At 61.2% G+C, this 23,127-nt stretch carries 22 protein-coding genes; 9 read left to right on the top strand and 13 right to left on the bottom strand.

Annotated elements, in window-relative coordinates; all coding sequences use genetic code 11:
- Positions 1–87: 87 nt before the first annotated feature.
- From choV to OC71_RS01670, 3 genes are all read right to left on the bottom strand, one after another.
- The gene (gene choV, locus OC71_RS01680; protein ID WP_041063385.1) at positions 88–1,266 is read right to left on the bottom strand and encodes a choline ABC transporter ATP-binding protein; all 1,179 of its coding nucleotides are present in this window, start codon (positions 1,264–1,266) and stop codon (positions 88–90) included.
- Positions 1,263–2,108 (bottom strand): choline ABC transporter permease subunit, encoded by an 846-nt coding sequence (gene choW / locus OC71_RS01675; RefSeq protein ID WP_041063383.1) that lies wholly within the window; start codon positions 2,106–2,108, stop codon positions 1,263–1,265. Before choW ends, choV begins: the two co-directional genes overlap by 4 nt.
- Before the next feature lie 66 nt (positions 2,109–2,174).
- Positions 2,175–3,122, bottom strand: a complete 948-nt coding sequence (locus OC71_RS01670) for a choline ABC transporter substrate-binding protein (protein WP_041063381.1) — start codon at positions 3,120–3,122, stop codon at positions 2,175–2,177.
- A gap of 436 nt (positions 3,123–3,558) precedes the next feature.
- On the opposite strand from OC71_RS01670, the gene OC71_RS01665 reads away from it, so the two are divergent.
- Together OC71_RS01665 and OC71_RS01660 are read left to right on the top strand one after the other, a co-directional pair.
- Positions 3,559–4,935 carry an L-serine ammonia-lyase gene (locus OC71_RS01665; protein ID WP_041063379.1) on the top strand — a complete coding sequence of 459 codons (1,377 nt, stop codon included), beginning with the start codon at positions 3,559–3,561 and terminating at the stop codon, positions 4,933–4,935.
- 541 nt (positions 4,936–5,476) lie between these two features.
- Complete coding sequence (locus OC71_RS01660) at positions 5,477–6,580, top strand: GlxA family transcriptional regulator (RefSeq protein WP_007949927.1); 1,104 nt, start codon at positions 5,477–5,479, stop codon at positions 6,578–6,580.
- A 153-nt stretch (positions 6,581–6,733) separates the two neighbouring features.
- On the opposite strand, the gene OC71_RS01655 is transcribed toward OC71_RS01660, so the two are convergent.
- From OC71_RS01655 to OC71_RS01630, 6 genes are all read right to left on the bottom strand, one after another.
- Positions 6,734–6,997, bottom strand: coding sequence for a hypothetical protein (locus tag OC71_RS01655; RefSeq protein ID WP_041063364.1), 264 nt, complete (start codon positions 6,995–6,997; stop codon positions 6,734–6,736).
- 352 nt (positions 6,998–7,349) lie between these two features.
- Positions 7,350–8,513 carry a gamma-butyrobetaine dioxygenase gene (locus OC71_RS01650; RefSeq protein WP_041063362.1) on the bottom strand — a complete coding sequence of 388 codons (1,164 nt, stop codon included), beginning with the start codon at positions 8,511–8,513 and terminating at the stop codon, positions 7,350–7,352.
- 22 nt (positions 8,514–8,535) lie between these two features.
- Positions 8,536–9,012, bottom strand: coding sequence for a thioesterase family protein (locus OC71_RS01645; protein ID WP_041063360.1), 477 nt, complete (start codon positions 9,010–9,012; stop codon positions 8,536–8,538).
- A gap of 180 nt (positions 9,013–9,192) precedes the next feature.
- A complete protein-coding gene (locus OC71_RS01640) occupies positions 9,193–10,158 on the bottom strand; it encodes an L-carnitine dehydrogenase (RefSeq protein ID WP_041063358.1) in 966 nt (321 codons plus the stop codon).
- 156 nt (positions 10,159–10,314) lie between these two features.
- Complete coding sequence (locus OC71_RS01635; RefSeq protein WP_007962632.1) at positions 10,315–11,202, bottom strand: 3-keto-5-aminohexanoate cleavage protein; 888 nt, start codon at positions 11,200–11,202, stop codon at positions 10,315–10,317.
- Positions 11,203–11,277: 75 nt separating this feature from the next.
- Positions 11,278–12,222, bottom strand: coding sequence for a choline ABC transporter substrate-binding protein (locus OC71_RS01630; RefSeq protein WP_041063355.1), 945 nt, complete (start codon positions 12,220–12,222; stop codon positions 11,278–11,280).
- Positions 12,223–12,415: 193 nt separating this feature from the next.
- Between OC71_RS01630 and OC71_RS01625 the strand changes: the two genes are divergently transcribed.
- Positions 12,416–13,360, top strand: a complete 945-nt coding sequence (locus OC71_RS01625) for a GlxA family transcriptional regulator (RefSeq protein ID WP_041063352.1) — start codon at positions 12,416–12,418, stop codon at positions 13,358–13,360.
- Between the two features lie 84 nt (positions 13,361–13,444).
- Here the strand turns inward: OC71_RS01625 and OC71_RS01620 are convergent, their stop codons facing one another.
- The 4 genes from OC71_RS01620 to OC71_RS01605 all read right to left on the bottom strand — a co-directional run bounded on the left by OC71_RS01620 (position 13,445) and on the right by OC71_RS01605 (position 15,066).
- On the bottom strand, positions 13,445–13,861 hold the full coding sequence (locus OC71_RS01620) for a DUF3010 family protein (RefSeq protein ID WP_041063350.1): 417 nt from the start codon (positions 13,859–13,861) through the stop codon (positions 13,445–13,447).
- A 28-nt stretch (positions 13,862–13,889) separates the two neighbouring features.
- Positions 13,890–14,213: a helix-turn-helix domain-containing protein gene (locus OC71_RS01615; protein WP_041063348.1), complete on the bottom strand. Its 324-nt coding sequence runs from the start codon at positions 14,211–14,213 to the stop codon at positions 13,890–13,892.
- Positions 14,197–14,451, bottom strand: coding sequence for a type II toxin-antitoxin system RelE/ParE family toxin (locus OC71_RS01610; protein WP_041063346.1), 255 nt, complete (start codon positions 14,449–14,451; stop codon positions 14,197–14,199). The genes OC71_RS01615 and OC71_RS01610 overlap by 17 nt, the downstream gene beginning before the upstream one ends.
- A 213-nt stretch (positions 14,452–14,664) precedes the next feature.
- Complete coding sequence (locus tag OC71_RS01605; RefSeq protein WP_041063344.1) at positions 14,665–15,066, bottom strand: lysozyme inhibitor LprI family protein; 402 nt, start codon at positions 15,064–15,066, stop codon at positions 14,665–14,667.
- A gap of 234 nt (positions 15,067–15,300) precedes the next feature.
- Here OC71_RS01605 and OC71_RS01600 point away from each other — a divergent pair, with 234 nt between their 5' ends.
- The 6 genes from OC71_RS01600 to OC71_RS01575 all read left to right on the top strand — a co-directional run bounded on the left by OC71_RS01600 (position 15,301) and on the right by OC71_RS01575 (position 23,080).
- The gene (locus tag OC71_RS01600; RefSeq protein WP_007962626.1) at positions 15,301–16,278 is read left to right on the top strand and encodes a dipeptidase; all 978 of its coding nucleotides are present in this window, start codon (positions 15,301–15,303) and stop codon (positions 16,276–16,278) included.
- 78 nt (positions 16,279–16,356) lie between these two features.
- Positions 16,357–16,887 carry a DUF5943 domain-containing protein gene (locus OC71_RS01595; RefSeq protein ID WP_041063340.1) on the top strand — a complete coding sequence of 177 codons (531 nt, stop codon included), beginning with the start codon at positions 16,357–16,359 and terminating at the stop codon, positions 16,885–16,887.
- 15 nt (positions 16,888–16,902) lie between these two features.
- Complete coding sequence (gene dgcA, locus OC71_RS01590; RefSeq protein WP_041063338.1) at positions 16,903–18,963, top strand: dimethylglycine demethylation protein DgcA; 2,061 nt, start codon at positions 16,903–16,905, stop codon at positions 18,961–18,963.
- A gap of 161 nt (positions 18,964–19,124) precedes the next feature.
- A complete protein-coding gene (gene dgcB / locus OC71_RS01585) occupies positions 19,125–21,074 on the top strand; it encodes a dimethylglycine demethylation protein DgcB (RefSeq protein ID WP_041063336.1) in 1,950 nt (649 codons plus the stop codon).
- Positions 21,074–22,294: an electron transfer flavoprotein subunit alpha/FixB family protein gene (locus OC71_RS01580; protein ID WP_041063334.1), complete on the top strand. Its 1,221-nt coding sequence runs from the start codon at positions 21,074–21,076 to the stop codon at positions 22,292–22,294. Before dgcB ends, OC71_RS01580 begins: the two co-directional genes overlap by 1 nt.
- A 15-nt stretch (positions 22,295–22,309) precedes the next feature.
- Entirely contained in the window at positions 22,310–23,080 is a 771-nt protein-coding gene (locus tag OC71_RS01575; RefSeq protein ID WP_041063331.1) for an electron transfer flavoprotein subunit beta, read from the top strand.
- Positions 23,081–23,127: the final 47 nt, after the last annotated feature.

Here is a 23,127-nt window from a genome sequence, read left to right as displayed (position 1 = left end):
CTCGCCACAGTTGTCCATGTATCAAGTCAATTTCTGTACCAACAAAAACGCCGCGATCCTCTCGCGGCGTTTTTGTGTCCGGGGTTCTTACCCCAGGTTCTTGCCCAGCAACGCGTGATACAGCTCACTGTCGCCAAGAATCCCCACCACATGGTTATTGTCGTGCAGCACCAGTTTGTTGCCGGTCTGGTAGCGAATCTGCAACGCGTCGCGCATGCCGATGTTCGAGTCCACCAGCGTCGGTTTGCGCTCCAGACCTTCCACGGCCTGGCCCGGTGCCCAGTTCTGCAGGTTCAGCACCGAACCGTTCTGCCGCGCACCCTTGATCGTGTTGCCTTCGGCCAGGTCCAGCCACGAGTCGCCGCCCGGGTCGAGGCACACCGAACCGTTGATGCGTTTGCAGTTGTCCAGCGTGCGCATCAGGCTGCGACCGCAGAGCACGTTGAGCGGATTGGTGTGGGCCACGAAGGTGCGCACATAGTCGTCCGCCGGGTTCAGCACGATCTCTTCCGGCACGCTGTACTGGATGATTCGGCCGTCCTTCATGATCGCGATGCGGCTCCCCAGTTTCAGTGCCTCGTCGAGGTCGTGACTGACAAACACGATGGTCTTGCTCAGCTTGCGTTGCAGTTCCAGCAGTTCGTCCTGCAGACCCTGACGGATCAGCGGGTCGAGGGCCGAGAACGGTTCGTCCATCAGCAGAATGTCGGCGTCCATCGCCAGCGCCCGGGCCAGTCCGACCCGCTGTTGCATGCCGCCGGAGAGTTCATCGGGCTTCTTGTTGCGCCATTGGGTCAGGCCCACCAGTTCGAGCTTGTCGTCGACCAGCTTGCGCCGTTCCTTTTCCGGCCGGCCCTGCATTTCCAGACCGAAGCTGATGTTCTCGCGCACCGTCAGCCACGGCATCAGGGCGAACTTCTGGAACACCATGGCGATGCGTTTGGTGCGCATCATTTTCAGCTCGGCCGGGGTGCAGGAAGCAATGTCGATCTGCTTGCCTTCGTGCTCGACGAACAGCTTGCCGCGACTGACGGTGTTGAGGCCGTTGATGCAGCGCAGCAGGCTCGACTTGCCGGAGCCGGACAGGCCCATCAGCACGCAGATCTCGCCTTTGTTGATGTCCAGGCTGGCCTTTTCCACGCCAACGATCTGCCCGGTCTTTTTCAGGATCTCACTGCGGGTCAAACCTTGATCGAGCAGTTTCAGTGCTTCGCGCGGATCCTTGGTGAAGATCACGTCAACGTTATCGAAGCGAATTATGCTCATGCGTCACCCCCTGCTTTGGCGTCGGGTTGTTTGCAGATACGGTCGAGCATGATCGCCAGCAGTACGATCGCCAGGCCCGCTTCGAAGCCCAGGGCGATATCAGCAGTGTTCAGTGCGTTGACCACCGGTTTGCCGAGTCCATCGGCGCCCACCAGTGCCGCGATCACCACCATCGACAGCGACAGCATGATGCACTGGGTGATGCCGGCCGCGATGCTCGGCATGGCGTGAGGCAGTTCGATCCGTGAAAGCAATTGGCGACGCGAGCAGCCGAAGGCCTTGCCGGCATCCATCAGTTCTTGCGGGACATCGCGGATGCCCAGGTAGGTCAGGCGGATCGGCGCAGCGATGGCGAACACCACCGTGGAGATCAGGCCCGGTACCACACCCAGCCCGAAGAGGGTCAGGGTAGGAATGAGGTAAACGAAGGTTGGTACGGTCTGCATCAGATCGAGTACCGGACGCATTAAAGTGTAGAACATCGGCTTGTGCGCGGCGACGATGCCCAGCGGCACGCCGATGACCACGCAGACCAGGGTCGCGAACATGACCTGGGCGAGGGTTTCCATGGTTTCCTGCCAGTAACCCAGATTGAGGATCAGCAGGAACGAGGCGATGACGAACACCGTCAGCCCCCATTTGCGCTGGATGAAGTGGGCCAGCAGGGCGATGAGGCCGATCAGCACCAGCGGGTTGAACCAGGTCAGCGCAAACGTCACGCCGTGGATCATCGTTTCCAGGGTCACGGCGATTGCGTCGAAGGTGCTGGCGCCGTGCTGCGTCAACCATTCAACGAAGCCCGCGATGTACTGGCCTAAAGGGATTTTCTGATCAATCAGCATGGTAGTGAACGTCCGCATGCAAGGAATAAACAGCCCGGGCGAGCGAACTCGCCCGGCGTAAGGCAATTACTGTGCGAGCTTGGCTTTCACGGCTTCCAGGCCAGGTTTACCGTCAATGGTGGTCACGCCAGCGAGCCAGGTATCGAGCACCTGTGGGTTCTTTTTCAGCCAGGCCTTGGCGGCCGCTTCAGGCTTCATCTTGTCGTCGAGGATGTTGCCCATCAGGGTACTTTCCATGTCGACGGTGAACTCCAGGTTCTTCAGCAACTGACCGACGTTGCTGCATTCAGTGGTGTAACCCTTGCGGGTGTTGGTCGCCACGGTCGCAGCACCGAAATCGGGGCCGAAGAAGTCATCGCCGCCGGTCAGGTATTGAATCTTGAAGCGCTTGTTCATCGGGTGCGGCGCCCAGCCGAGGAAGACCACGGCGGTGTCGCGTTTCTGTGCGCGGTCAACCTGCGAGAGCATGCCCGCTTCGGAGGATTCGACGACTTTGAAACCGGCGTCCTTCAGGCCGAAAGCGTTCTTGTCGATCATGCTCTGGATCAGGCGGTTACCGTCATTGCCGGGCTCGATGCCGTAGATCTTGCCGTCGAGCTCTTTCTTGAATTTGGCGATATCGGCGAAGTCATGCAGACCCTTGTCGTACAGGGCTTGCGGTACGGCGAGGGTGTACTTGGCACCCTTGAGGTTGGTGCGCACCACTTCGACGGTGCCGGCATCGCGGTAGGCCTTGATGTCGTTTTCCATGGTCGGCATCCAGTTACCGAGGAACACGTCCATGTTCTTGCCGTCGGCCAGCGACTTGTAGGTCACGGGCACGGAGATCATGGTGGTCTTGGTCTTGTAGCCGAGGGCGTCGAGCACCACCGAGGTGGTGGCGGTGGTGGCGGTGATGTCGGTCCAGCCGACATCGGAGAAGTTCACGGTACTGCACTGAGCGGGTTCTGCAGCGTGAGCCAGTAACGGCAGACTCAGCATGGCGGCCAACAACAACGACGGGGAACCTTTCATGGATGGACTCCTTGGTGTTTTTTTTGGCAGTGTTCCGACTGTGGACCACCGCACTTATAGGTTGCGGTTGGATGGCGTTCTGGAGACAGCTCTACCACGGCGCCTTGCAATCGAGTCATAACGATCATGTACCAGTGAAAATCTGACGCCTACAGGGTGGGTCGTATCCAGTACAGGGATGGTCGCATCCAGTGTCAGTGACGTCGTTTACAGCTTTTTTCTGCCCCGTTTGGCCATCTGAACCGCATAAAAACGGCGAAAACAGGGGAGGAAACCGGCACGGCGTTGGTGGGCATGAGTGCGTCGGTGTCAGACGCCGGGCGACCTGACAAAAGCCTGATGATGCGGGCATTCCGGCGGATCGCAGCTTGAGCGTAGCAGCTCCGCCAGCGGGCGCTTAACGCCCGGGAACGGCATCCTCAGGAGCTCTGCAGCAATGGCTATCAGCGTTTTCGACCTGTTCAAAATCGGCATCGGCCCGTCCAGTTCCCACACCGTCGGCCCGATGCGCGCCGCGGCCCTGTTTGTCGAATCGCTGCGCGACCGGCACCTGCTCGAACAGGTGCGGCGTATAGAAGTGCAACTGTTCGGTTCGCTGTCGGCCACCGGTATCGGCCACGGCAGCGACAACGCAGTGATCATGGGCCTGATGGGCGAGTGGCCGGACGCAATCGACCCGTCGCAGATTGGCCCGCGAATCCAGGCCCTGCGTGAAACCCACACGCTTCTTCTGGACGGCCGTTTGTCGGTGCCGTTTGTCTGGGCGCGCGACATGCGCCTGATCGACGAGAACCTGCCGTTCCACCCCAACGCCATGACCCTGATTGCCGAAGGCGATCACGGCGAGATTCATCGCGACACCTACTATTCGGTCGGCGGCGGATTCGTGGTGGATCAGGCGCAGGCATCCAGCGGTGTGGTCGATCTGGATCGCACTGAATTGCCCTATGACTTTTCCAGCGCGGTGGAACTGCTGCAGCTGTGCCAAAAGAACAATCTGCGCGTCGCCGAATTGATGATGGCCAACGAAAAGGTCTGGCGCAGCGAAGAAGAAATCCGCGCCGGGCTGATGAAACTGTGGCGGGCGATGCAGGATTGCGTCGAGCAGGGCCTCAAGCACGAAGGCATCCTCCCCGGTGGTTTGAATGTGCGTCGGCGTGCGGCGAAGTTGCATCGCAACCTGCAGGAATTGAACAAGCCCAACGTGATCGGTTCGACGTTGAGCGCGATGGAATGGGTCAACCTGTTCGCCCTGGCGGTCAACGAAGAAAACGCGGCGGGCGGGCGTATGGTCACGGCGCCGACCAATGGCGCGGCGGGGATCATTCCGGCGGTGTTGCACTACTTTATGAAGTTCAGCGAAGCGGTCACCGACGCCAACGTCGTCGACTACTTTCTGGGTGCGGCGGCGGTGGGGATTCTGTGCAAGAAGAACGCCTCGATCTCCGGTGCCGAAGTCGGCTGCCAGGGTGAAGTGGGTTCGGCCTGCGCGATGGCGGCAGCGGGTCTGGCAGAGATTTTGGGCGCGACACCGGAGCAACTGTGCAACGCGGCGGAAATCGGTCTGGAACATAACCTCGGCCTGACCTGCGATCCGGTCGGCGGCCTGGTGCAGGTGCCGTGCATCGAGCGCAATGCGATTGCGGCGGTGAAAGCGATCAACGCGGCGCAGATGGCCTTGCGCGGCGATGGTCAGCACTTCATCTCGCTGGACCGGGTGATCCGCACCATGCGCGATACCGGCGCGGATATGCATGACAAATATAAAGAGACCTCGCGTGGTGGTTTGGCCGTTAGCGCGGTTGAGTGCTGAGACCGTATTGCTCCCATCGCTGGCAAGCCAGCTCCCACAGGGATTTTCAGTGTGATAACGATTTCTGTATCACCACAGAATCTGTGGGAGCTGGCTTGCCAGCGATGAGGCCAGACCAGTCAAAACTGCTCGCTAACGGAACACACACAACCGCAGGCGCCACCTTTTAGCGCGTCGCAATCAGATAAGAGTCTTTCCCAGCCGCCATGGGCCATTCGCACCACCGACCGTCCGTCACCCGTGCCTGCGGTGACACTCCCCACAAACTGCGCGCAGGCCAGTTCCCACAAGTGCTACCGATCTGCTCACAGGCAGCGGGGCAGGGCCCTCACCGCCGCTGATGGCACTTCGAAACAGCTGTTGGCCGACGTCTTGAATAGACACGTCGCGACGTCGTTTTCAGGAGTTATTGAACGGCCATTCAATTTTAGGCATGGCATTTGCTCTGTCATAACAAAGCCCGTCTCCCACGTGAGAACGCCGGCAATAACAAGAGCCTCCGCCTGAGGCCATCACCCGCTTTGTGTGAGGAGATACCGCGATGACGTCGTTCAACTCCGGGGCCCAACCCCAGAACCGTGCGCCTCAATCCATCGGCTTTCTGCTGCTGGACAATTTCACGCTGATTTCTCTGGCCTCCGCAGTCGAACCCCTGCGCATGGCCAACCAATTGTCCGGTCGTGAGCTGTATCGCTGGAGCACGCTGACCGTCGATGGCGGACAGGTGTGGGCCAGTGACGGTCTGCAAATCACCCCCGATGCCTCCATGCACAAAGCCCCGCCCCTGGACACCGTGATCGTCTGCGGCGGGATCGGCATTCAACGTACCGTGACCCGCGAGCACGTGTCATGGCTGCAGAGTCAGGCGCGTCAGTCCAAGCGGCTGGGCGCGGTGTGCACCGGCAGCTGGGCTTTGGCTTGCGCCGGGCTGCTCGACGGTTTCGATTGCAGCGTGCACTGGGAATGTCTGGCGGCGATGCAGGAAGCCTTCCCGCGTGTGGCCATGAGCACTCGCTTGTTCACCCTCGACCGTAACCGTTTCACCAGTTCCGGTGGTACCGCGCCACTGGACATGATGCTGCACCTGATCAGCCGCGATCACGGTCGCGAGCTGTCTGCTGCGATCTCGGAAATGTTCGTCTACGAGCGCATCCGCAACGAGCAGGATCACCAGCGCGTGCCGCTCAAGCACATGCTCGGCACCAACCAGCCGAAGCTGCAGGAAATCGTCGCGCTGATGGAAGCCAATCTGGAAGAGCCGATCGACCTCGACGAACTGGCGGTGTACGTCGCCGTGTCGCGTCGACAGCTGGAGCGGCTGTTCCAGAAATACCTGCACTGCTCGCCGTCGCGTTACTACCTCAAGCTGCGCCTGATCCGCGCGCGGCAACTGCTCAAGCAAACGCCGATGTCGATCATCGAAGTGGCCTCGGTGTGTGGTTTCGTCTCGACGCCGCACTTCTCCAAGTGCTACCGCGAATACTTCGGCATTCCGCCGCGTGACGAACGCGTAGGCTCCAACACCACGCAGCAAGTGGCGATGCTGCCGCTGCCGCAGGCCATCGTGATGTCGCCGCTGTCGGGGCCGATGTCGGCATTGAGTCAGGCGCGTAATGAGTCGACGTTTGCCAGCGTAAGGCTGTAGACCGGAAAGTTTTTGTGGCGAGGGAGCTTGCTCCCGCTCGGGCGCGTAGCGCTCGTTAAACCTGCGAATGCGATTTATCTGGAATAGAGCATCTGCCGGTTTGGGGCCGCTTCGCGGCCCAGCGGGAGCAAGCTCCCTCGCCACAGTTGCTCGTCAGGCGCTGTGGGTCTGTTGGAACTGCGCCAATGCCGGCAACAACTGTTTGTCGATCGCCTGGCGCACCGCAGGCTGGATACTGGCGCCGCTGGTGTACATGTCCTTGACCATCTTGCGCAATTCAAACGCGCGAACATTGTCCAGACCACGCACCGCACACTCGCAGGCCTGCTCCGCTGTGGAGCCGCTCGGCACCTGAAATCCCAATGCCTTGAGCTGGCCCAACAAGTCTTCCTGATCGATCAAATCGGCATACATCATGGCGCGCTTCCTTCTTCGGCAATGGAGGTCGTGGCTCGATTCTGGTGGGCATGCGCAGGCACGGCAAGGGTGATTTGTCGCAGTGGCCGCGACGGCTATGAACAGGTCGTTTTCGGCTAACTCAGTGCAAAGGGGAGTGGGCACACTGGCCTCAGCTCGCTACAGACGGTTTGGTCACCCTCGACTGGCAGCTCCTCAACAGTACCCTCTGCCCCGATCCTGTCACGGCTTGTATCGGGGCTTTTTTTAATTTTATGAAAGTCAAAAGATCGCAGCCTCCGGCAGCTCCTACAGTTGAAATGCGATCCCCTGTAGGAGCTGCCGGAGGCTGCGATCTTTTGCTTTTAGCGGTCTAGCGTTGCAACACCAGAATCCGCGACAACAACTCATCCCGATCGATGTAGCAGCCCTGGAAATGCCGCGCCCCGGTGGCCGGGTCAAACGCATTGCGCGCATGCAGCGTGCGGCGATTATCGAAGCACCACAGTTCACCCGGATTGAGTCGCTGCATCAGGCGAAAACGTGGCTCACGGGTCATCGCAATCAAGCGTCGATAGGCGCGATACAGCAGCGGCATCTGCTCCACCGACGTATCGAATGCACCGCGCAGAAAGTTCGCCATGCGCACCTCCGCAACCCGGCCCAGCGCATCCAGCGCAATGATCGGCGCCAGGCAACGATAGTCGCTGTGGCGGTCCTTGTTGCGAAACTCCACGGGGATTTCGCACAGTGCCTGAAACAGCTCCGGTGCTTCCTGACGCAACGCGTCGGCAATCGCAAAACCATCGACAAAAATACTCTCGCCACCCTCGGCGTCATTCACCAGGCAATGCAGAAATTGCAGCCCTGGTTGCAGCTCGCGAGTCGGCAAATCGGTGTGCAATGGCAGGTTGAAACCGGTGTAGGCGTTGCTGTCGGCATCGGCCTTCGATTGCACGTTGAACAGCACGCCGAAATTGCTCTCGCGGATGAACGAAATGCGCTGGGCGATCAGCTTCAGCGAACCCGGTTCGGTGGGCACGCCGCGCACCTGAGTCAGGCCGATGTCGCGCACCGCGATCAACCATTGCAGCAGCGCACCGTTATCGTTCATCAGCGCTGAATAGTCGAATGCCGGTAGCTGCAAATTGCTGCGCCACAGATAGGGCTGGGGTTTGGCTGCCAGGCGTTCGGCGCGGGATTCGTCGTCATAGGCGTGGGCGCGCAGCCAGCCCGGATCGAAGCGACTGTGATGGCCGTCCTGCCAGTCGATCTGCAGACAGCCGTCGCTGTCGATGTGCGCGTTGACGGGAGCCAGATCCGGCGCGGCATCGACGATCTCGAATACCTGCTCGCGGGTGACGGTGTAGACGCACTGTTCGCACGGGCAATTGTCCCGCAACCAGACATGGTGAAACGGGCTGACACGGCCATCAGCCCAGGCCAGCGAAACGCGATCCGTCAGGTTCTGCACGCCGCTCAGCGCGCTGATCAACGGATAAGTACGGAAATCGGCAACAGCGGCAGCGGTGTTCATGTTGGCTCCTAGCGTGGGCGGATTACCGGGCGGGTGGCAGGGCGATGACGCGGCCGATGTAAGCCGGGGCGGGCAGATCGACTTGCTCGGCGACGATGGCTTGCAGACGGCTCAGGGTATCGGCGGTGAACGGTGCCGAGCGCGGGCCGGCGAGGTCGACGTGCAGCAGCATCTGCTCATTGCCGGCCAGTTCCTTGTCGTCGTCGGCCAGGTGCAGGCTGTGATAGAGGTGCAGGCGTTTGCTGTCGTGACCGATGATCTGCGTGCGCACTTCGACCTCGGTGTTGAGCTTCACTTCATGCAGATAATTCAGGTGCAGTTCGAGGGTGAACAGCGAGTGGCCGCTGGCTTCGCGGTTGTTGCTGTCCATGCCGAGACGGTCCATCAGGGCGTCCGTGGCGTAGCTGAAGATCAGCAAGTAGAAGGCGTCGCGCAGATGGCCGTTGTAGTCGACCCAGTCGGGGATGATGGTGGTTTGGTAGGTGGTGAGGCTGGGCATGGTTGAACTCCATAGATCGCTGGCGTAATGCACACTTGTGGCGAGGGAGCTTGCTCCCGCTGGGCTGCGCAGCAGCCCCAAAACCTCTGATCGCGGTGCGTCGGTCAGACAGCATTCGCTGGTTTTACGACCGCTTCGCGGCCGAGCGGGAGCAAGCTCCCTCGCCACAGGGGAAGGCGATTACTCGCTGAAACTCATCCCGTGCTTTTCCTTGGTGGTCTTCACCGCCTCCAGCACCGCCAGCAGGCAGTCATCACGATAGCGCTCCAGCGCCGAAATGCTGTGGCGGCCGAGCTGATCGCTGGTGCCATCGACCACATCGTCAATCAGCTTGTCAGTCAGCTCCGGTGCCGGCAGATACGTCCACGGCAACTGCAACGCCGGGCCGAACTGCGACATGAAGTGGCGCATCCCCGCGTCGCCACCGGCCAGCGTATAGGTCAGGAACGTGCCCATGAACGACCAGCGCAGCCCGGCGCCAAAACGGATCGCGTCGTCGATCTCGCCAGTGGTCGCCACGCCGTCGTTGACCAGGTGCAGCGCCTCGCGCCACAGTGCTTCGAGCAAACGGTCAGCGATGAATCCCGGCACTTCCTTGCGCACATGCAGCGGGCGCATGCCGAGGGATTCGTAGACTTTCATCGCCGCTTGCACCGCTTCCGGCGCGGTGTGCTTGCCACCGACCACTTCCACCAGCGGCAGCAGGTAAACCGGATTGAACGGGTGACCGACCACGCAGCGTTCAGGGTGGGTCGAACTCTCGTAGAACTCGCTCGGCAACAGGCCGGAAGTGCTCGATCCGATCAAGGCATTGGGCTTGGCCGCTGCGCTGATTTTGCTGTGCAGATCGAGTTTCAGCTCGAGGCGTTCCGGGGCACTTTCCTGAATGAAATCGGCATCGCGTACGCACTCCTCGATGGTTGCGACAAAACGCAGACGATCCTGCGACGCACCCGGCGCCAGACCGTTTTTCTCCAACGCGCCCCAGGCGTTGGCCACGCGTTTGCGCAGTGCGGCTTCGGCGCCAGGCGCCGGGTCCCAGGCCACCACGTCAAGGCCGTGGGCGAGGGCGCGGGCGACCCAGCCGCTGCCGATGACGCCGCTACCGAGGGCGGCAAAGATTTTGATGTTGGTGATAAAACTCATAGGAACTCCCGGAAAAAGGTGTTTCCTGTAGGAGCTGCCGCAGGCTGCGATCTTTTGATTTTGATTGTTTGAAGCAAGATCAAAAGATCGCAGCCTGCGGCAGCTCCTACAGGTGAAATTGGGGTGCAGTCGGGGCCCCATTTTTGGGGCTGAGATTTAGCCGCGCTGGGTCAGGCCCATCTTCTTGCGCCCCTCAGCCGGGGTCAGCACCCGGGCGCCGAGGCGGCTGAGGATCTCGGTGGCGCGTTCGACCAGTTGGCCGTTGGTGGCCAGCACACCTTTGTCCAGCCACAGGTTGTCTTCCAGGCCGACCCGCACGTTGCCGCCGAGCAACACCGCTTGTGCGGCCATCGGCATCTGCATGCGGCCGATGCCGAACCCGGCCCACACCGCGTCGGCGGGCAGGTTGTCGACCATGGCTTTCATGGTGGTGGTGTCGGCCGGCGCGCCCCACGGGATGCCCAGGCACAGCTGGAACAGCGGGTTGTCGAGCAGGCCTTCCTTGATCATCTGCTTGGCGAACCACAGGTGGCCGGTGTCGAAAATTTCCAGTTCGGCCTTCACTCCCAGCTCGGTGATGCGCTTGGCGCCGGCGCGCAGTTGCGCCGGAGTCGAGACGTAAATGGTGTCGCCGTCGCCGAAGTTCAGCGTGCCGCAATCGAGGGTGCAGATTTCCGGCAGCAGTTCTTCAACGTGGGCCAGACGGGTCAGCGGGCCGACCAGATCGGTGTTCGGGCCGAACTCCATCGGGTGCTCGCCAGCACCGATTTCGAGGTCACCGCCCATGCCGGCGGTGAGGTTGACGATGATGTCGACGTCAGCCTCGCGGATGCGCTCCATCACTTCGCGGTACAGCGCCACGTCACGGCTGAACTTGCCGGTCTGTGGGTCGCGCACATGGCAATGCACAACGGTGGCGCCGGCCTTGGCGGCTTCCACGGCAGCCGCGGCGATCTGTTTCGGGGTGACCGGCACGTGCGGGCTCTTGGCGGTCGTGTCGCCAGCACCGGTGAGTGCGCAGGTGATGATGACGTCGTGGTTCATGGTGCGGTTTCCTTCAGGCGTGATGGGTCTGTTCGCAGCCCTGTTCGGGGCTGCGAAGCGTTGATTTCCGGTGATTTATTTGCTGGTCAGTTGCAGGTTTTCAGCGGCCGGTTTGCCATCGAAGGTGGTTACACCTTCCAGCCAGCGCTGCTTGTCTTCGGGGTGATCCTTGAGCCATTGCCTGGCCGATTCGAACGCGTCCTTGTGATCGAGCAGCGGCTGCATCATCCGGCTCTCGTCTTCGGCGGTGAATGTCAGGTTGCTCAGCAGGCGACCGACGTTCGGGCACTGCTCGGCGTATTTCGGCGCGGTGACAGTCCACACCGTGGCCATGCCTTCGTTCGGACCGAGGGCGTCCTCGCTGCCGGTCAGGTAAGTCATCTTGACGTTCACGTTCATCGGGTGCGGCGCCCAGCCGAAGAACACCACGGCTTCCTTGCGGCGTACGGCGCGGTCCACGGCGGCGAGCATCCCGGCTTCGCTGGACTCGACCAGCTGGAATTTGCCGAGGCCGAACTGGTTCTTGGCGATCATCGCCTTGATCTGCGTATTGGCGCCCGAGCCCGGTTCAATGCCGTAGATTTTGCCGCCCAGTTCCTTCTCGAATTTGGCGATGTCGGCGAAGGTTTTCAGGCCCTTGTCCGCCAGATAGGTTGGCACGGCGAGGGTGGCGCGGGCGTCCTTCAGGCTCGGTGCTTCAAGGACTTTGACCTGGTTGGCATCGACGAACGGGGTGATGGTCTGGGTCATCAGCGGGTTCCAGTAGCCGAGGAACAGATCCAGCCGCTGATCGCGAATCCCGGCGAAGATGATCTGCTGGGACGCGCTGGTTTGTTTGGTGCTGTAGCCGAGGCCGTCGAGCAGCACTTGGGTCATGGCACTGGTGGCGATCACGTCAGTCCAGTTCACGACGCCCATGCGCACGTTCTGGCACGACGCAGGTTCGGCCGCCATGACGCTGGCGCTCAAGAAAGCGGTACCGCTGAGTGCAAGAACACAGCTGCTGATCAGTCGTTTCATGTCGGGTTCCTCGGCAGGTCGTTTATTGTGGTTCCCGGCGTCTGATGCGCCGGTGATGCCAAGTTACGCAGCAATGCCCCCGTAAAAACGCACTGCGGCGACTGGCTCTTGCACTGTAGCGACCTGTGCGCTTGAACGCTGACGACAATCGGCGTATCAACGATCCACGCTACCCGCTAACCGAGTGCGCACCATGTCCCAGGATTTCTACTTTCTGTTGATGCCGGGTTTTTCCGCCATCGGTTTCATCTCGGCGATCGAACCGCTGCGGGTGGCCAACCGCTTTCGCGGCGAGTTGTACCGCTGGCACGTGCTCAGCGCCGATGGCGGGGCGGTGCTGGCGAGCAATGGCATGTCGGTCAACGCCGACGCGGCGCTGGAACCGTTGAAGAAAGGTGCGACGCTGCTGGTGGTGGCCGGGTTCGAACCGCTGAAGTTCGCCACGCCGACTCTTGAACACTGGCTGCGCCGGCTGGACAACGAAGGCGTGACCCTCGGCGCCATCGATACCGGCAGTTTCGTTCTCGCTGAAGCCGGCCTGCTCGACGGCAATCGCTTGACCCTGCACTGGGAAGCCATCGATGCGTTCAAGGAATCTTATCCACAGCTCAGCGTGACCCAGGAGCTGTTCGAGATCGACCGGCGGCGCATCACCTCCGCGGGCGGCACCGCGTCTATCGACTTGATGCTCGACTTGATCGCCCAGGCCCACGGCCCGCAACTGGCAATCCAGGTCAGCGAGCAGTTCGTGCTGGGGCGGATCCGCCCACGCAAGGACCACCAGCGCATGGAAGTCGCCACGCGTTACGGCATCAGCAACAAGAAGCTGGTGCAGGTGATTGGCGAGATGGAACAACACAGCGAACCACCGCTGACCACACTGCAACTGGCGGAATCGATCAAGGTGACGCGGCGGCAATTGGAGCGCCTGTTTCGGCTGCACCTGAACGACACGCCTAGCAATTTCTATCTGCGGTTGCGCCTGGAAAAGGCCCGGCAGTTATTGCGCCAGACTGATATGAGCGTGCTCGAAGTCAGCATCGCCTGCGGCTTCGAATCACCGTCGTATTTCACCCGCAGCTACCGCGCACGCTTCGCCCGTTGCCCCCGAGAAGACCGGCGTACCGCTCAGGCCTGAAATCAAAAGATCGCAGCCTTCGGCAGCTCCTACATTGGAATTCATTTCCCTGTAGGAGCTGCCGAAGGCTGCGATCCTTTGATCTTACTTCTTCACCAACGCCGAACACGCCGCTTTATAAGCCTCATGCTGATACTTGTTCAACGTCCCCGGCAGCTCGAAATTATGCTTCTTGGCTTGCGCATTGATCGTCTGCGGCGACAAAAGCGTCACCTCACACCCATCGAGCAACTGAAACACACCTTCGATCTTGAACGTGGTCGGCCCACCGGCAAATTCACCTTTCTTGCTGCGCTTCTTGATCGCAATCCGTTCAATCGAGTGTTCGCGCACAAACGAGGCAACCTGCGCCGCGAAGCGTTTGACGTTGGCCGCCTCGTCATCATCGTCGAGGGCGATTTTCTTGGTGTTGAGCGCCACGTGGCTCAGCGTTGCCCCGTCAAGGGAGGCCACGGCGATGATCGCTTCGCTGCCTTTGATTTCGATGTCGCAGATGTTCATGGGATTTCCTTTGAATAAAGAGGGCAGCCTACAACTCAAGCTGATTGGCCGTGATGCCGAACGCCGCTGCAATTTTCTCGCGGGTAGCCTTGCGTGGCTTCGCTACCGTTTCCTGTTGAGCGAACGCCGGCTGGGAAATTCCCAGACGTTTCGCCACTTCTTCCTGAGTCAGGTTCAGGTGTTCGCGCCAGGCACGGATCGGTGTCGCCCCGTCGACCATTCGACTGACCACCTCATGCGGGATCAGATCGGGCTGCATTTTCTGCGCGACGTATTGAGCGTAGGGAATGACTACAAAGGCCGGGTTGCCCTCGGCATCGTTGATGATTTGGATGTCAGTAGGTGCGTTCATCGCGTTTTTTGACCTCTTGAATACTGACCACTTTGATTGCGCCATCCCAGTCGAACATGACCCGATAATTGCCGACGCGCAGGCGGTAGGCGTAGTCATGGCCAATTAGTGCTTTGACATTGCCAACGTCAGGCATTTCGGAAAGTGCCGTAACGGCATCGCGAACCTGCCCCTGATGTGCGGTGTGCAATTTCAAGAGTTGCTTAACGGCCTTTCGTGTCCAGTGGATGCTGTTCATGGAAGAATATAAGTCTTTTATAAGATTCGCGAATCTTTACTTATATTTTTCCGATGGCCAATCAACAACCGTTGACCGCATGTTGCGTAAAAGGCCCTTGGTTGCAGGCATTCAAGCAATTTGTGTAGGCGATGTCGAAGTGCCTTGTAGGAAGAGAGGAGGTGTGGGGTTGAAAGCCGGAGGCAGTTCCAGCTTTCAGCGGAACATTCAGGATCACTCCTGCCCAATCGACTCCAAAAACTCCGACCTTTCGTCACTCATCCGCGCCACACAGTCATTCTGCGCAATCTTGAATGCCTTGCTGCCTTCGGTGGCGGGGAAGGCTTCCACGGCGCAATCGGCGTCGCGGGTTTTCAGCCATTGTTGCTGGGCGGTTTTCAGTTTGGCGGTGATGTCGGCCAGTTGCGCGGCGTTTTTGCCGTAGGTGGCCTGCATGCGTTCGTTGAGGCTGGCGCAGTTGTCCTTGAGCAGGTCTTCGGCGGTGCTGCGGCTGTAGGTCGAGCATTCCAGGGTCTGGACGTCGTTTTCCACCGCGTCGCACGGGTTGTTGTCGGTCTCTTCGGCGGCGTGTACGCCGGTCGCAATCAGTGCCAAGGCCAGGAAGATCGATTTCATGGTTGTCGCCGCTCTAATCCAGTGGTGTATCCAAGATGCGCCAGATTCTGGCTCAAGCTGGCGGGCTTGAACAGGTAGCTGATCGGAGCGCCTGGCGACCCTTTGTCGCGGATTGACGCTTTCGGCAATTCCCCTGTCGTTTTTGCACCCGGTCGCCCCGGCACCGAGGCATATGCTGGCCCCAAAGCGCCGGCAGACGATTCGGCGCATGAATCGCCAATAAGGGGACGCCTGATGAGCCCAGCCGAATTACACGCCGACAGCATCGTTATCGACGGTCTGATCATTGCCAAATGGAACCGCGAGCTGTTCGAAGACATGCGCAAGGGCGGTCTGACGGCGGCCAACTGCACCGTGTCGGTGTGGGAAGGCTTTCAGGCGACCGTGAACAATATTGCCGCCAGCCAGAAGCTGATCCGCGAAAACAGCGATCTGGTAATGCCGGTGCGCACCACCGCCGACATCCGTCGCGCCAAGGAGCAGGGCAAGACCGGCATCCTCTTCGGCTTCCAGAATGCCCACGCGTTCGAAGACCAGATTGGCTATGTCGAGGTGTTCAAGCAACTCGGCGTCGGCATCGTGCAGATGTGCTACAACACCCAGAACCTGGTCGGCACCGGTTGCTACGAGCGTGACGGCGGCCTGTCGGGCTTCGGCCGCGAAATCGTCGCCGAGATGAACCGCGTCGGCGTCATGTGCGACCTGTCCCACGTCGGTTCCAAGACGTCCGAGGAAGTCATCCTCGAATCGAAAAAACCGGTCTGCTATTCCCACTGCCTGCCGTCGGGTCTGAAAGAGCACCCGCGCAACAAGTCCGATGCTGAACTGAAGTTCATCGCTGACCACGGCGGTTTTGTCGGCGTGACCATGTTTGCGCCGTTCCTCGCCAAGGGCATCGATTCGACCATCGACGATTACGCCGAGGCCATCGAATACACCATGAACATCGTCGGCGAAGACGCCATCGGCATCGGCACCGACTTCACCCAGGGTCACGGCCAGGACTTCTTCGAATACCTGACCCACGACAAGGGCTACGCCCGTCGTCTGACCAGCTTCGGCAAGATCATCAACCCGCTGGGCATCCGCACTGTCGGCGAGTTCCCGAACCTGACCGAAACCCTGCTCAAGCGCGGCCACTCCGAGCGCGTGGTGCGCAAGATCATGGGCGAGAACTGGGTCAACGTTCTCAAGGATGTCTGGGGCGAATAAGCCGCCGCACTTCTGAATCCTTTCCCCCGACCGTCCGCGCCGGGGGCAACAAACCGAATTTTCTGGAGTTAAGTTTCCATGGCCAAGATCGCCCCGCAATTGCCAATCGAAGTCGACAGTGAAACCGGTGTCTGGACCTCCGACGCCCTGCCGATGCTCTACGTGCCACGCCACTTTTTCGTCAATAACCACATGGGCATCGAGGAAGTGCTGGGCGCCGACGCCTATGCCGAGATCCTCTACAAGGCCGGCTACAAGTCCGCCTGGCACTGGTGCGAAAAAGAAGCTGAATGCCACGGCCTGGAAGGCGTCGCGGTGTTCGAGCACTACATGAAGCGCCTGTCGCAACGCGGCTGGGGCCTGTTCAAGATTCAGGACATCGACCTCGACAAAGGCACCGCCAGCGTCAAGCTCGAACACTCGGCGTTCGTCTACGTCTACGGCAAGGTCGGGCGCAAGGTTGACTACATGTTCACCGGCTGGTTTGCCGGCGCCATGGATCAGATTCTCGCCGCTCGCGGCAGCAAGATTCGTACGGTTGCCAAGCAAGTCTACGGTGGCTCCGAAGAAGGCCACGACGACGGCCTGTTCACCGTCAAGCCGTTGTAAGTCGAGGAACCCGCCATGGCTTTCGAAGCAATGTTCCAGCCAATTCAAATTGGCAAACTGACCATCCGCAACCGCGTGCTCAGCACCGCGCACGCCGAGGTCTACGCGACTGACGGTGGCATGACCACCGAGCGCTACGTCAAATACTACGAAGAGAAAGCCAAGGGCGGCATTGGCCTGGCGATCTGCGGCGGTTCGTCGGTGGTCGCCATCGACAGCCCGCAGCAATGGTGGAGTTCGGTGAACCTGTCCACCGACCGGATCATTCCGCACTTCCAGAATCTGGCCGACGCCATGCACAAGCACGGCGCCAAGATCATGATCCAGATTACCCACATGGGCCGACGCTCACGTTGGGACGGTTTTCACTGGCCGACCCTGATGTCGCCGTCGGGCATCCGTGAACCGGTGCACCGTGCGACCTGCAAGACCATTGAGCCGGAAGAAATCTGGCGGGTGATCGGCAACTACGCGCAAGCCGCGCGCCGCGCCAAGGCCGGTGGCCTGGACGGCGTCGAGCTGTCGGCCGTGCACCAGCACATGATCGACCAGTTCTGGAGCCCGCGCGTCAACAAGCGTACCGACGAATGGGGTGGCAGCTTCGAAGGCCGGATGAAATTCGGCCTGGAAGTGCTGAAAGCCGTGCGCGCCGAGGTCGGTGACGATTTCTGCGTCGGCATGCGCATCTGTGGTGACGAGTTCCACCCGGACGGTCTGTCCCACGAAGACATGAAGCAGATCGCCAAGTATTACGACGACACCGGCATGCTCGATTTCATCGGCGTCGTCGGCTCGGGTTGCGACACCCACAACACCCTGGCCAACGTGATTCCGAACATGAGCTATCCGCCGGAGCCGTTCCTGCACCTGGCGGCCGGAATCAAGGAAGTGGTCAAGGTTCCAGTGCTGCATGCGCAGAACATCAAGGACCCGAACCAGGCCACACGCATCCTTGAAGGCGGTTACGTCGACATGGTCGGCATGACCCGCGCGCACATCGCCGACCCGCACCTGATCGCCAAGATCAAGATGGGCCAGGTCGACCAGATCAAACAGTGTGTCGGCGCCAACTACTGCATCGACCGTCAGTACCAAGGTCTGGACGTGCTGTGCATCCAGAACGCCGCGACGTCCCGTGAATACATGGGCGTGCCGCACATCATCGAGAAGTCCACCGGGCCGAAACGCAAGGTGGTGATCGTCGGTGCCGGCCCAGCCGGGATGGAAGCTGCGCGTGTGGCGGCCGAACGTGGCCACGACGTGACCCTGTTCGAGAAGAAAGAATTCATCGGCGGGCAGATCACCACGGCGTCGAAAGCGCCGCAGCGTGACCAGATCGCCGGGATCACCCGCTGGTTCCAACTGGAACTGGCGCGATTGAAAGTCGACCTGCGTCTGGGCACGGCGGCGGATGCCGACACCATCATGGACCTGCGTCCGGACATCGTGGTGCTGGCGGTCGGCGGTCACCCGTACCTGGAACAGAACGAACACTGGGGCGCCGCTGAAGGGCTGGTCGTCAGCAGCTGGGACGTGCTCGACGGCAAGGTCGCGCCGGGCAAGAACGTACTGGTCTACGACACCATTTGCGAGTTTACCGGCATGTCGGTCGCCGACTTCCTCGCCGACAAGGGCAGCCAGGTCGAGATCGTCACCGACGACATCAAACCGGGCGTGGCCATCGGCGGTACATCGTTCCCGACCTACTACCGCAGCATGTACCCGAAAGAAGTGATCATGACCGGCGACATGATGCTGGAGAAGGTCTACCGCGAAGGCGACAAACTCGTCGCGGTGCTGGAGAACGAATACACCGGCGCCAAAGAGGAGCGGGTGGTCGATCAGGTGGTGGTGGAGAACGGCGTGCGTCCGGACGAGGAAATCTACTACGCGCTTAAAGATGGTTCGCGCAACAAGGGCCAGATCGACGTCGAAGCGCTGTTCGCGATCCAGCCACAACCTTCACTGAGCAGCACCGGTGACGGCTACTTGCTGTTCCGCATCGGCGACTGCGTGGCGCAGCGTAATACCCATGCTGCGATCTATGACGCGTTGCGGCTCTGCAAGGATTTTTAAAAGCTTGCACACGACCTGTGGGAGCGGGCTTGCCCGCGATAGCGGTGGGTCAGTCGATAAAAATGTGACTGACAGAATGCATTCGCGGGCAAGCCCGCTCCCACAGTGACCGAGTAAGGCAACTCGACCTGCAAGACTCTGCGGTCTTTGGGAGCTTCACCATGTTGAACACCCTTCTTCCAATCCTGTTGTTCGCAGCCCTGGCCCTTGCGGTGCTGGGCGTGTTGCGGCGGGTGGCCATGTGGCGTCGGGGCCGGGCCTCGAAGGTCGATCTGATCGGCGGCCTGTTCGCCATGCCCAAGCGTTACATGGTCGACCTGCACCACGTGGTGGCGCGGGACAAATACATCGCCAACACCCACGTCGCCACGGCCGGTGGTGCGGTGGCGTCGATCGTGCTGGCGATTCTGGTGCATGGTTTCGGCCTGCATAACCGCATCCTCGGCTATGCGTTGCTGCTGATGACGGCAGTGATGTTCGTCGGGGCAATCTTCGTTTATCGGCGTCGGCTCAACCCGCCGTCGCGGCTGTCGAAAGGCCCGTGGATGCGGTTGCCGAAGAGTCTGCTGGCGTTCTCGGCGTCGTTCTTTCTGGTGACCTTGCCGGTGGCCGGGATCCTCCCGGAGAACTTCGGCGGCTGGCTGCTGGCGGCGATTCTCGGGCTCGGCGTTTTGTGGGGCGTGTCGGAACTGTTCTTCGGCATGACTTGGGGCGGGCCGATGAAGCACGCCTTCGCCGGCGCCCTGCACCTGGCCTGGCACCGCCGCGCCGAACGCTTTGGCGGCGGTCGTTCCACTGGTTTGAAACCGCTGGATCTGAATGATCCCAGCGCGCCGCTCGGCGTGGAAAAACCCAAGGATTTCACCTGGAACCAGTTGCTCGGTTTTGACGCCTGCGTGCAGTGCGGCAAGTGCGAAGCCGCGTGCCCGGCCTTTGCTGCGGGCCAGCCGCTGAACCCGAAGAAGCTGATTCAGGATATGGTCGTCGGCCTGGCTGGCGGCACTGACGCGAAGTTTGCCGGTAGCCCTTATCCGGGCAAGCCAATCGGTGAACACAGCGGCAATCCGCATCAACCGATCGTCAACGGTCTGGTCGATGCCGAAACCTTGTGGTCTTGCACCACCTGCCGCGCCTGCGTCGAGGAGTGCCCGATGATGATCGAGCACGTCGACGCCATCGTCGACATGCGCCGCCACCTGACGCTGGAAAAAGGCGCGACCCCGAACAAGGGCGCCGAAGTCCTGGAAAACCTGATCGCCACCGACAACCCCGGCGGTTTCGCCCCGGGCGGGCGGATGAACTGGGCGGCGGATCTGAACCTCAATCTGCTCAGCGAGAAGAAATCCACCGACGTGCTGTTCTGGGTCGGCGACGGTGCCTTCGACATGCGCAACCAGCGCACCTTGCGCGCGTTTGTCAAAGTGCTGAAAGCCGCGAAAATCGACTTCGCAGTGCTCGGCCTCGAAGAGCGCGACAGCGGAGACGTGGCCCGACGTCTAGGTGACGAAGCGACGTTCCAGTTGCTCGCCAAACGCAATATCCAGACCCTGGCCAAATACCGCTTCAACCGCATCGTCACCTGCGATCCGCACAGTTTCCATGTGCTGAAAAACGAGTACGGCGCGTTCGACGGCAACTACCTGGTGCAGCACCACAGCACCTACATGGCAGAAATCATTCAGGCCGGTGCGCTGAACCTCGGTCAGCACAAAGGCAACAGCGTGACCTACCACGACCCGTGCTACCTCGGTCGCTACAACGGCGAATACGAGGCGCCGCGTGAAGTGCTGCGCGCCCTCGGCATCGAAGTCAAAGAGATGCAACGTTCCGGCTTCCGCTCGCGCTGCTGCGGCGGTGGTGGCGGTGCGCCGATCACTGACATTCCGGGCAAGCAGCGGATTCCCGACATGCGCATGGAAGACATCCGCGAGACCGGCGCCGAGCTGGTGGCCGTGGGTTGTCCACAGTGCACGGCGATGCTCGAAGGCGTGGTCGAACCGCGTCCGCTGATCAAGGACATCGCCGAACTGGTGGCCGACGCGCTGCTTGAAGATGCCGCGCCAGACAAGCCTGCCACACCGGCCAAACGTGAACCTGCGGAGGCCCACTGATGAGCGACATTATCCGCCGCGACCCACGCGCCGAATGGATTGCGCGTAACCGTTTGCATCCGCTGCACGCGGCCATGCAACCGGCGCAACACAGCTGGATGGGCCCCAACGGGATTATCCGCAAGAACCTGCACGGCATCGGTTTCATCGGCCCCAACGGCATCAAGCGTATCGACCGCAGCGGCGCGCAACAGGGCGGGGCGGTGAAACGCTCGGCCACGGTTGAAGTGCAACTGCCGCTGCATCAGGTACCGGCCCCGGCGTTCTACATCAGCGTGGTGCCGGACATGGTCGGTGGGCGTCTGAGCAGCCACGACCGCGACTTGCTGGGCCTGGCGCATCAACTGGCCGGCAGCGACGGCGCGGTGCTGGCGGTGGTATTCGCAGAGCACAAGGAAAACGCTTTCGCCACGGCGGGCGTTGACCGCTTGCTGGTGCTGGAAGGCGAAGAGTTCAGCGGTTATGCACCGGAGCAACGAATCCAGGGCCTGCGGGCTGTGGATAACCAGTTCAACCCGCGCCACTGGCTGCTGCCGGACAGCCGCAGCGGTGGCGGCGAACTGGGTCGGCGCTTTGCTGCTGCGCTGGGCGAACGCCCAGCCACACGGGTTTGGCAAGTCAAGAAACAGGAGTGCATCGGCCGCGCCGGTGCCGGCTTGCAGGATCTTGCCCGTCCGGTCGCACGGCTGATTCTGGCCTCGGCCGAATGCGCCGAACCGGTCAGCGAAACCCGTCACGAAGCGCTGCCGGTGGAGTTATCCACACCTGTGGCGCGCAGCCTGTCGCGGATCGAAGATCTGGGCGCGGTGGCGGTGGACCCGGCGGCGATTCCGATGGCCGAAGCCGAGTTCATTTTCTCCGGCGGCAACGGGGTCAAGGACTGGGCGCTGTTCCACCAGACCGCTGCGGCGCTCGGCGCCACCGAAGGCGCCTCGCGGGTGGCCGTGGACGACGGCTTCATGACCCGCGACCGGCAGGTCGGCGCGTCCGGTACCTGGGTCACCGCACGGGTTTATGTGGCTGTGGGTATCTCCGGGGCGATCCAGCACCTGCAGGGCATCGGTGCCTGCGACAAGGTGGTGGCGATCAACCTCGACCCGGGATGCGACATGATCAAACGCGCCGACCTGTCGGTGATCGGCGAGAGCGCGGAGATTCTTCAAGCCTTGATCGCGGCGGTAGCGGCTTACCGCAACGACGCCAAGCGCGATGCGGCTTAAGGGAAGGACACAGTTATGAACACCAATGTCATCAGCCTGGTCTCCATCGGCGCCCACCCGACCTCGGGCCGGCCACGCCGTGCCGAACAGGACGCGCGCGCCGTGGAACTGGGCCTGCAACTGGCTGGGGATAACCTGCAAGTGCTGCACGCCGGGGACGTTGCCGAACCGGCGCTGCGCGCCTATCTGGGCATGGGACTCGCGCAGATGCACGTGCTGGAGCAACCCGCTGGCGCCGACGCGTTGCCGGCGCTGACCGCGTACCTGCGCGATGCCGGCGCCCAGGTGGTGCTGACCGGCACGCAGGCGGAAACCGGCGAAGGCTCGGGCATGTTGCCGTTCCTGCTCGCCGAAGGACTGGGCTGGCCGCTGGTGGTAGGACTGGCGCAGGTCGAATCGATCAGCGACGGCTCGGCGCTGGTGCTGCAAGCCTTGCCCCGTGGGCAGCGGCGGCGTCTCAAAGTGAAGCTGCCGTTTCTGGCGACTGTGGATAACGCCGCACCCAAGCCACGGCAGAGCGCCTACGGCCCGGCGCGGCGCGGTGTGCTCAATGCCGAAGACGTGGAAGTGCTGGACGATGAACTGCTGGCGGTTGCTACGTTGCAACCGGCCAAGCCACGGCCGAAACGTTTGAAGGTGATCAAGGCCAAAAGCGGCGCGGACCGGATGAAAGCTGCCACCGCCAAAGCCAGTGGCGGCGGTGGACAAGTGCTCAAGGGTGTCACCGCGCAGGCCGGCGCTGAAGCGATCCTCAAACTACTGATCGAAGAAGGGGTTGTTCGCTGAAAAGCCCCTCACCCTAGCCCTCTCCCGGAGGGAGAGGGGACCGACCG

The sequence above is a fragment of the Pseudomonas sp. W15Feb9B genome, assembly GCF_000828175.1.
GTDB classification, from domain to species: Bacteria; Pseudomonadota; Gammaproteobacteria; order Pseudomonadales; family Pseudomonadaceae; genus Aquipseudomonas; species Aquipseudomonas parakoreensis.
The sequence above is the reverse complement of the archived record's forward strand: the minus strand, read 5'-3'. Positions and strand labels throughout refer to the sequence as shown.

Excerpts from the sequence above, each read along its gene's own strand:
- choV (WP_041063385.1), bottom strand. The coding sequence starts at position 1,266 with ATGAGCATAATTCGCTTCGATAACGTTGACGTGATCTTCACCAAGGAT.
- choW (WP_041063383.1), bottom strand. The coding sequence starts at position 2,108 with ATGCTGATTGATCAGAAAATCCCTTTAGGCCAGTACATCGCGGGCTTC.
- OC71_RS01670 (WP_041063381.1), bottom strand. The coding sequence starts at position 3,122 with ATGAAAGGTTCCCCGTCGTTGTTGTTGGCCGCCATGCTGAGTCTGCCG.
- OC71_RS01665 (WP_041063379.1), top strand. The coding sequence starts at position 3,559 with ATGGCTATCAGCGTTTTCGACCTGTTCAAAATCGGCATCGGCCCGTCC.
- OC71_RS01660 (WP_007949927.1), top strand. The coding sequence starts at position 5,477 with ATGACGTCGTTCAACTCCGGGGCCCAACCCCAGAACCGTGCGCCTCAA.
- OC71_RS01655 (WP_041063364.1), bottom strand. The coding sequence starts at position 6,997 with ATGATGTATGCCGATTTGATCGATCAGGAAGACTTGTTGGGCCAGCTC.
- OC71_RS01650 (WP_041063362.1), bottom strand. The coding sequence starts at position 8,513 with ATGAACACCGCTGCCGCTGTTGCCGATTTCCGTACTTATCCGTTGATC.
- OC71_RS01645 (WP_041063360.1), bottom strand. The coding sequence starts at position 9,012 with ATGCCCAGCCTCACCACCTACCAAACCACCATCATCCCCGACTGGGTC.
- OC71_RS01640 (WP_041063358.1), bottom strand. The coding sequence starts at position 10,158 with ATGAGTTTTATCACCAACATCAAAATCTTTGCCGCCCTCGGTAGCGGC.
- OC71_RS01635 (WP_007962632.1), bottom strand. The coding sequence starts at position 11,202 with ATGAACCACGACGTCATCATCACCTGCGCACTCACCGGTGCTGGCGAC.
- OC71_RS01630 (WP_041063355.1), bottom strand. The coding sequence starts at position 12,222 with ATGAAACGACTGATCAGCAGCTGTGTTCTTGCACTCAGCGGTACCGCT.
- OC71_RS01625 (WP_041063352.1), top strand. The coding sequence starts at position 12,416 with ATGTCCCAGGATTTCTACTTTCTGTTGATGCCGGGTTTTTCCGCCATC.
- OC71_RS01620 (WP_041063350.1), bottom strand. The coding sequence starts at position 13,861 with ATGAACATCTGCGACATCGAAATCAAAGGCAGCGAAGCGATCATCGCC.
- OC71_RS01615 (WP_041063348.1), bottom strand. The coding sequence starts at position 14,213 with ATGAACGCACCTACTGACATCCAAATCATCAACGATGCCGAGGGCAAC.
- OC71_RS01610 (WP_041063346.1), bottom strand. The coding sequence starts at position 14,451 with ATGAACAGCATCCACTGGACACGAAAGGCCGTTAAGCAACTCTTGAAA.
- OC71_RS01605 (WP_041063344.1), bottom strand. The coding sequence starts at position 15,066 with ATGAAATCGATCTTCCTGGCCTTGGCACTGATTGCGACCGGCGTACAC.
- OC71_RS01600 (WP_007962626.1), top strand. The coding sequence starts at position 15,301 with ATGAGCCCAGCCGAATTACACGCCGACAGCATCGTTATCGACGGTCTG.
- OC71_RS01595 (WP_041063340.1), top strand. The coding sequence starts at position 16,357 with ATGGCCAAGATCGCCCCGCAATTGCCAATCGAAGTCGACAGTGAAACC.
- dgcA (WP_041063338.1), top strand. The coding sequence starts at position 16,903 with ATGGCTTTCGAAGCAATGTTCCAGCCAATTCAAATTGGCAAACTGACC.
- dgcB (WP_041063336.1), top strand. The coding sequence starts at position 19,125 with ATGTTGAACACCCTTCTTCCAATCCTGTTGTTCGCAGCCCTGGCCCTT.
- OC71_RS01580 (WP_041063334.1), top strand. The coding sequence starts at position 21,074 with ATGAGCGACATTATCCGCCGCGACCCACGCGCCGAATGGATTGCGCGT.
- OC71_RS01575 (WP_041063331.1), top strand. The coding sequence starts at position 22,310 with ATGAACACCAATGTCATCAGCCTGGTCTCCATCGGCGCCCACCCGACC.